General features: G+C 45.3%; 12 protein-coding genes and 2 pseudogenes. 7 read left to right on the top strand and 7 right to left on the bottom strand.

The annotated features are described in order from the left end of the window. Window positions 1-11: 11 nt before the first annotated feature. Together NR121_RS13865 and NR121_RS13860 are read right to left on the bottom strand one after the other, a co-directional pair. Window positions 12-167 carry a DUF1540 domain-containing protein gene (locus NR121_RS13865; protein ID WP_074729463.1) on the bottom strand — a complete coding sequence of 52 codons (156 nt, stop codon included), beginning with the start codon at window positions 165-167 and terminating at the stop codon, window positions 12-14. A gap of 658 nt (window positions 168-825) precedes the next feature. Then, on the bottom strand, window positions 826-1,572 hold the full coding sequence (locus tag NR121_RS13860) for a sulfite exporter TauE/SafE family protein (RefSeq protein ID WP_074729464.1): 747 nt from the start codon (window positions 1,570-1,572) through the stop codon (window positions 826-828). 156 nt (window positions 1,573-1,728) lie between these two features. On the opposite strand from NR121_RS13860, the gene NR121_RS13855 reads away from it, so the two are divergent. From NR121_RS13855 to NR121_RS13845, 3 genes and pseudogenes are all read left to right on the top strand, one after another. Then, window positions 1,729-2,619: a LysR family transcriptional regulator gene (locus NR121_RS13855; protein ID WP_074729465.1), complete on the top strand. Its 891-nt coding sequence runs from the start codon at window positions 1,729-1,731 to the stop codon at window positions 2,617-2,619. Between the two features lie 164 nt (window positions 2,620-2,783). Further along, window positions 2,784-3,323: pseudogene (locus NR121_RS13850) on the top strand (L-dopachrome tautomerase-related protein); the annotation flags it as partial. 94 nt (window positions 3,324-3,417) lie between these two features. Continuing rightward, window positions 3,418-4,470: an LLM class flavin-dependent oxidoreductase gene (locus NR121_RS13845; protein WP_062411117.1), complete on the top strand. Its 1,053-nt coding sequence runs from the start codon at window positions 3,418-3,420 to the stop codon at window positions 4,468-4,470. 205 nt (window positions 4,471-4,675) lie between these two features. Here the strand turns inward: NR121_RS13845 and NR121_RS13840 are convergent, their stop codons facing one another. From NR121_RS13840 to NR121_RS13830, 3 genes are all read right to left on the bottom strand, one after another. After that, a complete protein-coding gene (locus NR121_RS13840; protein WP_082660918.1) occupies window positions 4,676-5,323 on the bottom strand; it encodes a nitroreductase family protein in 648 nt (215 codons plus the stop codon). Between the two features lie 325 nt (window positions 5,324-5,648). Beyond that, window positions 5,649-6,491, bottom strand: coding sequence for an aldo/keto reductase (locus tag NR121_RS13835; RefSeq protein WP_062410430.1), 843 nt, complete (start codon window positions 6,489-6,491; stop codon window positions 5,649-5,651). A 173-nt stretch (window positions 6,492-6,664) separates the two neighbouring features. Continuing rightward, window positions 6,665-7,576, bottom strand: a complete 912-nt coding sequence (locus NR121_RS13830) for an SDR family oxidoreductase (protein WP_256831339.1) — start codon at window positions 7,574-7,576, stop codon at window positions 6,665-6,667. 312 nt (window positions 7,577-7,888) lie between these two features. On the opposite strand from NR121_RS13830, the gene NR121_RS13825 reads away from it, so the two are divergent. Together NR121_RS13825 and NR121_RS13820 are read left to right on the top strand one after the other, a co-directional pair. Further along, window positions 7,889-8,092, top strand: a complete 204-nt coding sequence (locus NR121_RS13825; protein ID WP_256831338.1) for a hypothetical protein — start codon at window positions 7,889-7,891, stop codon at window positions 8,090-8,092. Between the two features lie 90 nt (window positions 8,093-8,182). Then, window positions 8,183-8,485: a hypothetical protein gene (locus tag NR121_RS13820; RefSeq protein ID WP_054818610.1), complete on the top strand. Its 303-nt coding sequence runs from the start codon at window positions 8,183-8,185 to the stop codon at window positions 8,483-8,485. Between the two features lie 75 nt (window positions 8,486-8,560). On the opposite strand, the gene NR121_RS13815 is transcribed toward NR121_RS13820, so the two are convergent. Beyond that, window positions 8,561-10,099 (bottom strand): malate:quinone oxidoreductase, encoded by a 1,539-nt coding sequence (locus NR121_RS13815; RefSeq protein WP_074729469.1) that lies wholly within the window; start codon window positions 10,097-10,099, stop codon window positions 8,561-8,563. Window positions 10,100-11,021: 922 nt separating this feature from the next. Here NR121_RS13815 and NR121_RS13810 point away from each other — a divergent pair. After that, window positions 11,022-11,288 (top strand): annotated as a pseudogene (locus tag NR121_RS13810) (IS110 family transposase); the annotation flags it as partial. A 235-nt stretch (window positions 11,289-11,523) separates the two neighbouring features. On the opposite strand, the gene NR121_RS13805 reads toward NR121_RS13810, so the two are convergent. Then, window positions 11,524-11,850 carry a hypothetical protein gene (locus NR121_RS13805; RefSeq protein WP_054820362.1) on the bottom strand — a complete coding sequence of 109 codons (327 nt, stop codon included), beginning with the start codon at window positions 11,848-11,850 and terminating at the stop codon, window positions 11,524-11,526. A gap of 173 nt (window positions 11,851-12,023) precedes the next feature. On the opposite strand from NR121_RS13805, the gene NR121_RS13800 reads away from it, so the two are divergent. Continuing rightward, window positions 12,024-12,126 (top strand): transposase (locus NR121_RS13800; protein WP_256831372.1); only part of this gene is annotated, 103 nt, incomplete at its 3' end.

Here is a 12,126-nt window from a genome sequence, read left to right as displayed (position 1 = left end):
CCCTTCAATCATTAAATCTTCGGTTCAAATGTTTTGCAATCCGTTTCTTCCGAATTGGACGCTTGTTTTCCTCTGTGGCTTACCACGTAAATAGCAGAGGCATTGCACTTGTTGCCATTGGCCCAATACTTACAGGAATTGACTTCGCATAGCACGTCTTTAGCCATATTTATCTCACCTCCTGAAATAAGTATGACCAGATTTACGTTTTTATAGCCATGAAGCATGGGTCAGTCCGCAGCGGGAAAAACGGAAATCAAGGCTTTCCCGCTGCGACTTTTCTCGGTCTCAATTTGTCTGTCACTTTCCAAAAGTCACGGATAATTTTTTATATCCATAAATCAATGGATTAAAACCATACCAAAGGAATGTAGGCGCTGTAGATTAGAACATCATGGTAGACCGGACTAAATAAGTACTTTAGTTCTTGGGGGTGTTTATGATGTTCGACATGCCTCCAGTATAATGCAGGTACGAGCTTGGGCAAATATCGGTGCACGACGTACTCCGCAAAGGCATAGACTAGGGCGCCAAAGAACAGCGCGAGGATGGTCACATAACCATCGAAATGCAGGCAAGTTAATAACTCATTACGGCAATGAATCGTATAACAGGACTGGTGTAAAACTCTCGGTAATGGGACATATGCCATTCCTCCCGTTATCATAATCCAAAACCAAATACACAAAAGACCCAAAAACTAAGCAAAGGAATGCGGCCTCCGACTAAAAAGCCTCACTCAGAAAAGCGGACAGCATTTCTTTTTCCTCTCAATATGATAAATCAGGGACTCGGTTTTGCCGCCAAGCTTTTTCAAATAACATTTTAAATGATCTTGATGAACGTCTGTGCAATAAGCAAACAAATCATTAGATTGATCAAATATTTTGCTGTTTTGGTACGGATTTTAGGTAAAATCATAATACCCATTTGAGAGCCGACAGTGGATCCAAGCGCCATGGCGATGGCGTATGGCCATTGAATAAATCCGGTTTGATAAAATACGATAAATCCTCCGGCACAGCTTCCGAAGATTAAAACTCTTGTCAACTGGGCCGCTTTTATATAGCTGCTATTATTTTTCATAAAATAAAGAATACTGAAAGTAGAAGAACCCGGACCAAAACCGCCATCATAAGCGGCAATCAATATAGGAAAATAAATATTTCTTTTATTTATCGAGTATTGCTGGGATTCCGGGTTAGAATTCCATTTTTTGTTTTTTAAATTAACGGCCAAAGCAGCACATAGTAAAAAGAACGCAAGTACGTTCATGGTCTTCTCCTGTAGATGAGCTGTCAATAAAGCCCCGCCAATGCCGCCTGAAAAGGCCAGTAAAAAGATACAGATTATGGACATGGCTTTCATTTGTTTATGGTGCAGAAGGTAGAATACGCTTGATGCCGCTGCAATGCCGGATGAAAATTTATTGGTTGCAATACTGGTTTGAATAGGAATACCGGTTAGCATCATGGCTGGCACAGTAATGAAGCCGGCCCCCCCTGCGAGTGTGCCAAGAAACGAGGCTCCTAAGCCGATTACAACCAAACTGATGGTGTTCACATCAATCATTCTATATAACCCCAATTCAAAGAAATTCCCGCTAATGCCATTATTTTCGACCCCTTTTAATCCCTCTTTCAAAATATGTTATATAATAGTAATTAATAAATCTAATATATATTTTTTGCCGATTCATAAATTAGAATTATGAAAGGGTTATACCAAATGAACCTCCATGCTTTACGTATATACTGTTCGGTAGCTTCTAAAAAGAGTGTAACGGAGGCGGCCAAAGCTTTATTAATCAGCCAGCCGGCCGTAACCATGCAAATACGCAATTTAGAGAAAGAAACAGGGTTAACTTTAATGGTTCCAAAAGGTAGAGGAATTGAATTGACAGAAGCAGGGGAATTCCTTTTTAAACAGGCCGAGAGGCTTTTTGATATGGAAGCAGATATTGAAAAAAAATTGGAACAATACAAAAAGGGGGAGCAAGAAGAACTTCGCCTATCCTCAACTTATTTGCCTGCCAATTTTTTATTGCCGGCATGGCTGGCTAAATTCAAGAATCAATTTCCACTTGTGCATGTAAATGTATACAGCGGGAATTCCGAACAGGCGATCGATAAGCTCCTTCATTACCAAACGGATGTTGCTTTTGTGGTGAAAGAAAAATGGACGGAGCCGGATATCGCACTTTCCCATATCATGGACATCCATTATTGGTTTATTGTCCCGAAAGGCCATAAATATGATGGAAAAGAGGTGATGTTATCCGATTTAGTTCAAGAACCTTTTATTATGAGGGAAACGGGCAGTTCTACAAGAGAAATTCTTTTTTCTCTTTTTAAAATACATGGCGTGGAACCGCCCTATATCGGGTTACAATTACACGGGTTTAATGAATCCATCCGTGCTGTTATTGCCGGATACGGGGTTATGCTGGCACCTTCTCTTGCAGTGCAGGATCATCTGGACAGGAAAGAGATCGGGCGGACAAAGGTACAAGGAATTGAAGTTAAACGCCCCGTATACCTTTGCCGTCGTAAGGCAGATAAACATATGCCATTAACGCTAAAACATTTTTTGGAGTTAGTGAAGGATGAAACAATGTAAGTTTATATCATATGACAAAATTTATTAGCTTGGTTTTCATGTCCATTCCTTTCGAATTGGGAATATATGTTTTTATTATAAAAAAGAAGAGTTCCTCCAAATTGCCCGCTTGATTCCATTCCCAACTCGGGAAAGCCTCCAGGAGCGGTTTTCCTTCCTTGATTTACAGCACTCAGGATTTTCCCGGTTTTCATTTTCAAATTGACTATAAGCCGGTCTTCAAGGATACTCCTCTTCGAATCGGAGCCGACGGCATCGCCTTATCCGCGGACCGTACCACGTTGTATTACTGCCCGGTCACGGGGCGCAATCTATATGCAATCGATACCTCGCTGTTAAGAAACTTTACCACGCCGTTGAAAGAAATCCGCAGTGCCGTACGGGCCATTGGCAGCAAGCGCACGACCACCGACGGGATGCACGCGGATAATAAAGGAAATGTGTTCTACACCATGCTGGAAGGAAAGGGAATCGGCATCTATACACCTTCCAGTCATAGATTCCATGATTTTGTGTCCGATGACCGAATGCTATGGGTGGACGGGGTCGCTTTTGACCAAAAGGGCTCTATTATTTTCAACAGCAACCGGCTTCATGAGATGTTTGGGGGCTATGAGATAGATTGGACTTACCCCTATAACCTTATCATTTGGAAAGCATTTGTCGGCCATGACGTAAAGTCGTATTTGTATGCCGATGGATAACGGGTGAAGCTGGCATTTGAGAAGCTATAAATAAATGAGTAAACTATAGGTAATATAAAGGAGGCGAATCCACATGGCCGATTCGGCGATCCATATGGAAATAGGAATCAGTACTTTTTTGGAGACAACACCCGACCCGGTGACGGGAGAGGTCATCAGCCATGCCGAGCGGCTGCGCAATGCGGTTGAGGAGATCGTACTGGCCGATCAGGTCGGCCTGGATGTCTATGGAATCGGAGAGCATCATCGGCCCGATTACGCCGGCTCCGCGCCCGCCGTTGTATTGGCGGCAGCGGCCGCCATGACCAAGCGGATCAAGCTTACGAGCGCTGTTACCGTGCTGTCCTCAGACGACCCGGTTCGCGTGTATCAAGCTTTCTCCACCCTTGACGGCATTTCCAACGGCCGGGCGGAAATAATGGCTGGCCGGGGGTCGTTCATTGAATCTTTTCCGCTCTTTGGATACAGCCTGGACGATTATGACGAATTGTTCGAAGAAAAGCTGGAGCTGCTGCTTGCGATCCGCTCCTCGGAGAAGGTATCCTGGCGCGGCGGTCATCGTCCCGCTATTCATAACCTTGGCGTCTACCCCCGGTCCGTTCAGAACCCGCTGCCTGTGTGGATCGCAAGCGGCGGGACTCCGCAGTCTGCGGTTCGGGCGGGAATGCTGGGTCTTCCGATCGTATTCGCCATCATCGGCGGAATGCCTGAGAGTTTCGCGCCGTTAGTCGACCTCTATAAAAAGGCCGCAGCGAAAGCCGGGCACGATCCTGACAAGCTGCCGATTGCGACTCATTCGCACGGATTTGTCGGAGAAACCACCGAGCAGGCTGCCGATGTATTCTTCCCTCCCACACAAGCCCAAATGAACGTTATCGGGCGTGAGCGGGGTTGGGGGCAGCCGTACACCCGGGCAACCTTTGATGCCGCACGCAGTCTACGAGGCGCCCTCTACGTGGGCGATCCCGAATACGTGGCGGAAAAGATTATTCTGCTGCGCAAAAACTTGGGGGTTACCCGTTTCTTTCTGCATGTGAATGTCGGTACGTTGCCGCACCGCGAAGTCATGCGAGCCATCGAATTGCTCGGCACCAGGGTCGCGCCAATCGTACGTAAGGAGCTTGCCCGAATCGAGGCAAAGGAATAAACGATTGGCGGGAATCCATTTCACGCGACCTTGCCGTAATGGGTAATAAAAGGGGGGCATACTCTATCTTTTTGTCAGATCCGCTCCACATTTCAAAAGGCGGCTTGCGGTCTGCAGCATCGGTTGCTTTTTTTCCATGACGAGTCGTCCCCTCCTCACCCTTCCACCTTACATCGGTTACCGTGCTTACCCTGATCCGCGCAGCTTATGAAGAGAAAGCACTAAAATGCACAAATTCGCCGACCGGTTTACGGTAGCCTCTAGGTCTAGGGTGATTCGTCTTTTCTTTACCTATGGTTATCATCATAGCGATGTGATATCGATCCGGAATGTTTAATACTGCCCTTACTTGCTCGGAGTTAAAGCCAATCATCGGACAAGTGTCCCACCCCTTTGATTTCGCAATAAGCATAAATTGCATTGCGGATAACGAGGCGTTACGAATGGCTTCTTCTTTACGAAATTCTAAGTTTTGATAGGCTGCATAAATGGAATCAATGGTTTGTCGGTATGTAAGCTCATCCATCATCCCCAAATGAAGCATGCCTTCATAGATCCGTTCGGCATCAGTGTAAGCTTCTAAATCCCCTAGTACAATGATAGCGGCTGAAGCGGTCCCCACTTTATGCTGACCGTATGCTGCTTCCTTCACTTTTAATTTGAGCTCAGGCTCATCCACTACCACATAATGGGCGTGCTGCAAGTTGAATGCGGATGGTGCGAATTTAGCTAATTCAAACATCTCTTCAATTTCTCTTCTGGGTATCTTCACATTACTGTCGAAGTTATTGGCGGACCTTCTCATTTTCACGATTTCTTCGACTGAACTTGATTTCATTATTGAGTCCATCATTAAACATCTCCTTGATCATGATCAGAAAAAACGGCAGCCGATCTTGATAGCCCGGCAAGCCGACGCCCAGCAGGTCCTAATTCATTTCTTGCGTTATGTTCAGATTATATTTTTATAACTTACTTTTGTCAAGTAACTTTAAATTAATAATAAATAAACCAAGATCCATATGTCTATCACCCATCCTGCCGATCTTTCCGTGTTTAACCGGGCTCAATGATTAAGTATAAAAATAAATAAGCCGGTTCATCCCCGGCTTATTTTTATGGGACGTGCACCGGAAGCCCCGGCCATTGCACGGCTGGTCCGGTCACGCCCTTTTCCTTTAAAATTCTTCATACACAGCCGGGTCTTGATTCGCAATCCGGCCATCGGGGCGGGTTAATTCTGCTATTATGCTCATTTCTTTATCATCCAGAGAAAAGTCGAATATGGAGATATTTTCAAGCTGCCGCGCAGGGGATGAAGATCTGGGAATGGAGATGGCCCCGAGCTGGTAATGCCAACGTAAGATGACTTGCGACACAGATTTGTTATGATGATGAGCTATTTTTTGAACGGTTTCATGCTTTAAAATGTCATTTGCTCTCGCTAATGGGCTCCACGATTCGGTTACAATGCTGTTTTCTTCGTGCCATTTTCGTTGATCGGCTTGATTGAAAAACGGGTGCAGCTCGATTTGGTTGACGCTTGGCTTAATGCCGGTTTCTTTGATTAAACGTTCAATATGCTCCGGTAAAAAATTGCTGAGGCCGATCGAACGGACAAGCCCCCATTTTTTAGCGTCAATTAACGCTTGCCAGGCTTCCACATAATGATCTTGTTTGGGATTCGGCCAATGAATCAGATATAAATCATAATAATCAAGATTTGCGCGATACAACGATTCTTGAATGGCCGTAACCGCTTTGTCATACGAGTGATAGCGACCCGGCAATTTGGAAGTGATGATGAATTGCTCCCTCGGAACGGAACTGCGCCTGATGGCTTCCCCTACGGTTCCTTCGTTTTCATAATTATAAGCGGAATCCAGGAGCCGATAACCCATATCTATGGCGCCTACGATCGCGTTGACACCAGCGGTGCCCTTTAGTGAATATGTACCCAAACCGATAACGGGTATTTTTACTCCGTCATTCAATGTAATCTCCGGAATGGATCTGCTCACAATAAATCACTCCTTTCTTTAGTCCTTTTTATGGTATCACATTTTCGAAGAATTTTTTACCAAATGAGTTATTATTTCCAAAATAAGAGGTCGGGCACGAGACCAGATCAAGTCCTGAGATCATGCATGGCTTCCTGGACACCTGCAAAACCGTCAACTTCTGATCAGCTGTATTAGCGGTACCCGGTAGCATTCGCCGGTTTCCCTGCATCCACCACTTCTACGAGATACCGCCAGCAGTCTGGCTGCGATCCGTCAAGATCATAAAAACCATACACTTGTGCGAGCTTGCCGCTTGACACAGATTGACCGTTCCATCGGGCAACCTCCGGATCTCCGGCTAATGCGGCAACGGCACGCCCTACAAAACGCGGCGTTTCCGAGATGATGAAATGAGGTTCCTTCACTACGGCATCACGCCAGTTCTCTTCTGTAACACCATAGTGATCAAGCATCAATTCAGATCGCATCCAACCCGGAGTCACTGCTATGGCGGTGCATTGATATGGTAAAAGTTCATAGGCTAAAGATTTGGCCATTCGAATGACAGACGTCTTGGCCAGATCGTAGAACAGGGATAATCGGTAGTTTTTGTCGTTGTATTCTGCCGTGCCGTCCGTTACCTCAATGACCAGTCCGTTCCTGTTTCGGATTAACAGGGGTAATGCAAAGTGGCTTGTAATGATATGGGTATCCATCGCAAGCCGAAGCATGCGAAGTCCCCTTTCAAGGGAGTGCTCCCATACGGGTACGTTCCACTGTGCCAAATACTCAACTCCCCACACATCGTTAACCAGGATGTCCAGTCGCCCCTGTTCGCTCTCTATGCGTGCAATTAGAGCTTGAACCTGATCAGGATCGAGATGATCCACTTGAACCGCGATCCCTCTACCACCCGCATGATTTACAAGCTCAGCGGTTTCTTCAATAGTTTCAGGACGATTGTACTCGGATCGTTGTGTTCGTGTCGTGCGTCCGGTCACATAAACGATCGCTCCAGCCGCTCCTAATTCAATAGCAATTCCTCGGCCGGCGCCGCGTGTTGCACCTGCGACCAAAGCCACTTTTCCATCTAAAGGTTTCATGATCTGGTACTCCTTTCGTTGATTATTCCTCCATTATAGAGCATCAATATGACAAAGTATGTCATATTGAACCATCGAAAGTATCATCCCTCCCTCAAGCTGCCGGCGCTGCAAATGTAAAATATGCCAGTTAGCCGAAACATGAATAGCCTCCTTTACGTAATACAGGATAATGACATCCTGCACAACTTGGAGGACGGCGATGAAGAGTACATACCGGATAACACTGCTCCTTTTCTCACTACTGCTTTCGTTATTGCTGCTTCCCGGTGCGGCAAAACATCATCTTACACCATCGATAAGGTTGAGATCATGGCGGACATCATGCCGGACGTGGATCTGTATGTGGAGGAATTATACACGTATACCGTACACGGCGATTACGACTGGATGCCTCGGCATATGGATGCGTACGGCGGGGAAAATATAGAACTCTTCGAAGCTTATACTCCCCCTTCCGACCGGGTTCTCAGCGATTTCGGATACGTCGGACTGAACCGGCTGAACGTCGACTGAAACCCCCGCCGCGGCACGTATTATGTCGACTTTCGGGCAAAGAATGAAACGAGGCAGCTGTATTACCGCTATCGGATCGACAAGGCGGCCGTGAAATACGCAGACGGCGGCGAGTTAGATTGGACTTTCCTTGCGCAAAATCGGCGGGAATACATCGGAGTCAGCCGGGCAGCGGCGGGACAACGATTTCAAGAGGACCCGAATGCTCCAAAGGGGCTGCTGCAGTTTACCTTCAAAGGCGACCGGAGCCAGTTGGATGCGGCGGACCGGAGCATCGCCCCTTACCGGTTTGCCATCAAAGCTTGGCGGCGGCAAGAAATTTCTGAAGAGCGTGAGGAGGCAGTACCCGGAGGAAATCTTAAAAAAAGCAGCGGCGGCCAAGGAGGAAAATAAAGTCCTTGACTGACGCTGCTTTATTACCATCATTTCCCGACAGCTTAACGGCTATAACGGACCGGCAAATGAATCTCAAATCAAAACTTCGTTATTTATGGTATGGTTCGGGTTGCTTGCCTGTAACGGCAAGTTTTCGCTTAATCCAAGCGTCCGTGCTGTTGAAGTATGAATTTCGTGAATAAGTTCCGGGTTTTTCAATAGTGACACGCCATAAGAAGGAATCATTTCCTTTATTTTCGGCTCCCACGTTTTTAAATGCTGCGGGAAGCATTTTTTTATGACCTCAAGCATGACGGAAACGGCGGTAGAAGCACCCGGAGAAGCACCGAGCAATGCAGCTATCGAGCCATCAGCGGCACTAATCACTTCCGTACCAAATTGAAGCGTTCCTTTGCCGGCAGCCGTATCTTTGATAATTTGCACACGCTGGCCAGCTACCAGCAAATCCCAGTCCTCGCTTTTGGCGTTCGGGATAAATTCCCGTAATGCTTCCATGCGCTGTTCTTTCGATAACATCACCTGCTTGATCAGGTATGTTGTCAATGAAGCGTTTTTTACGCCTGCCGCCATCATCGTTACGAGATTATGCGGTTTTACAGAAGTTACCAAATCAAGCATGGAACCGAATTTTAAAAACTTTGGCGAGAAGCCGGCAAACGGTCCAAATAACAGCGATTCTTTGTTGTCGATAAATCTTGTGTCAAGATGCGGAACGGACATTGGAGGAGCGCCGACCGAAGCTTTGCCGTATACTTTTGCATGATGCTGCGCTACAATATCCGGGTTCTGACACACCATAAATAGTCCGCTTACCGGAAATCCTCCGATACCTTTTCCTTCAGGAATACCGGATTTTTGCAGCAAATGCAGGCTTCCTCCCCCGCCGCCGATAAAGACGAATTTTGCCGTATGGCGTTCGACGGTACCGCTATCGACATTCCGCACTTTCAATTCCCACGAGCCGTCCCCAGTACGTTTAATATCATCAACATGATGGTTGAATTTTATATCGACATTTTTATTTTTTAAGTGGGCAAACAATATGCGCGTTAAAGCGCCAAAGTTAACATCCGTCCCGGATTCGATTCTTGTAGCCGCTATAGGTTTATTCAATGTCCGGTCTTTCATCATAAGCGGAATCCATTCCATCAGTTTTCCCGGGTCATCGGAATATTCCATCCCTTGAAACAGCGGATTGCTAGACAGCGCATCAAAACGTTTTTTCAAAAAATGTACATCATGTTCCCCTTGTACAAAACTCATATGAGGGACTGGCATGATAAAGTCACGCGGATCGCGTATCAGATTGCTGTTTACCAGATAGGACCAGAACTGCTTTGAAACCTGAAACTCTTCGTTAACCTTTATCGCTTTGCTAATGTCTATGGATCCGTCCGGTTTTTCGACGGTGTAGTTAAGCTCGCACAGTGCGGCATGCCCCGTTCCTGCATTATTCCATTCGTTGGAGCTTTCCTCTCCTGCGTTTGCACGCCTTTCAAACACTGTAATGTCCCAATCCGGTACTAATTCTTTCAGCAGTGACCCTAAAGTAGCACTCATGATTCCGGCACCAATTAAGATAACGTCTGTTTTCATTTGTCTGTTGCTCATTTTAACCGTCCTTATACCCTACGTTTTGCAGAAAGGATGTAAGCACTCCTGCTTAGGCGCCACAACAAGCCAGGGCGCGGCTTAGTGACACATCTTTTCTGGATCAATTATAACCTGATTATAGTGTATCACTATTATTAATAGATTAATATATTTATTTACTATTATATAATATTTATAAGCTATTAAAAAGCTGGTAAAAAATGAGGAGTCCGTCCACAAGAGCCATTGAATACACAAAAACCAAGGCTTAACCCGGCTTCCGGCAAGGGTTGAGGCTTGGTTTTTCTCACGGTTACGCAATTCCGCGGATATCAGATGTCATCAAATCTTCACATTGGAGAGAGAATTTTATATGAAGGCCCAACTTCCCTCACAGATGGTTCCCATTTATTTGCATAAGATTGATTTATGTTATGACCAAATGCTTTTATTGTGAATACGATTATATCGACATGCTGGTTAAAGACAGCATTTTTTTGTATTTAACTTTTAATTACAATGTGGATATACGATATTTTTTACCTCATCCACCGACCTTGCCTGTCCTATCCATCCATAAATCTCTTAACTCAAAAATATAGTCTCTTAAGGTGAAAGTATTAGTTTTGGTAATTAATTTACTAAGTGTATTATCAAAATCAGCTTCAGTGGTCTGATGAAAATAAAGTTTTAGCCGCCCATGCCGCTAACGCGGCACCATCAGATGATGAAAATATTGGACATGCGATATAATTTACTTACGACTGGCGAAGGGAGGTCGGCAGTCAATGATGCTTCGAGCCCGAGTCTTAGACAGACCCCAACGACCAGGTGCACCACAGATTGTTGCTCCAAGTTGGAAGCACGCAGGATAGAATAACCATTTGGCGGTTGTTGCACCAGCCCTTCAAACTTGCACGCCGTAAGGAGAGTTCTAGGAATGGACGTCGTTTACAACCATGTGTGCGGTCTTGACGTTCATAAAAAGAACATCGTGGCCTGTACCATCACGCCGGAAGGCAAAGAAATTCGAACGTTCGAGGCTATGACCGATGACCTGATCTTGCTTGTTGATTGGATTAAAGCCAAAGGATGCAATCACGTCGCCATGGAGAGCACAGGCGCTTACTGGAAGCCAAGCTACAATCTGTTGGAACTCGAGGGAATTGAAGCACTGGTGGTGAATGCTCAGCACATAAGGAAACTCGAGTCATTAGGCATATCGGTTTCTGTCAACACGGTTGCCTGCTAATGCAACTGTCAGTTCAAACAGAGTTTCCGTTGCCCTAGCCAATACTATTAGGCTGGAGGGCTACTTTCTTATTGCCTTTTTTAGTTCTTCCATCGATCGGTATTTTCAGGATAGGATAAACTGACCCCAGAAATCTAACAGTGACAGCCATGGATAAGAAAATAAAGTCCTAGACCGACGCTCCGTTAGTTCAGGGGCCACAAATAGTAAAACACGATTCGTGCTTAAAACATTCCTTGGTCCATTTATCAATTTCGGAAACTAATTGTTTTGTAAATTCAGAACAAGAGGAGAAAACGTCTTTCTTTATCGTATCCCAGTCTGACATGGTGATCTCAGTCGGCCCAAAAGGGTTAAAAGGAACTACTTTGAGCAACACATCTTCCAGTTCAGTACTCATAAAGAAATCATGTGTGATAAATATGGAACTTTCCAACCAATGTTCGTCTTTGTATTTCCCATACATAATCTCATAAGCATCACGACCAGGTAGTTCATGTAGTTTCAGAGTTAACATACTCCATCTCCCTTCTTAGGCTAGATAAATCAATTAATTATAGGTCTTGAAAGCCATAAAAGGAATGTTCTTTAAAGATCGTATTGTTCCAAAAATTAGATGAATTAGCTTAACGCCCCAATGAACCCATAGGGTGAGACACAGGGAGGCGATAAATAAGTTATACTGAAGCCATGGAGAAACGAAACCGATATACTGCAGAGTTTAAGACGAAGGTCGTCCTGGAAGTGCTGAGAGAAGAGCAGACGGTGAATGAGATCGCAGGGAAGTACGAAC

The organism is Paenibacillus sp. Pae15 (genome assembly GCF_024519685.1).
GTDB lineage: Bacteria > Bacillota > Bacilli > Paenibacillales > NBRC-103111 > Paenibacillus_G > Paenibacillus_G naphthalenovorans.
Note: the sequence above shows the minus strand (reverse complement) of the source record. Positions and strands in the feature narration are given on the sequence as shown.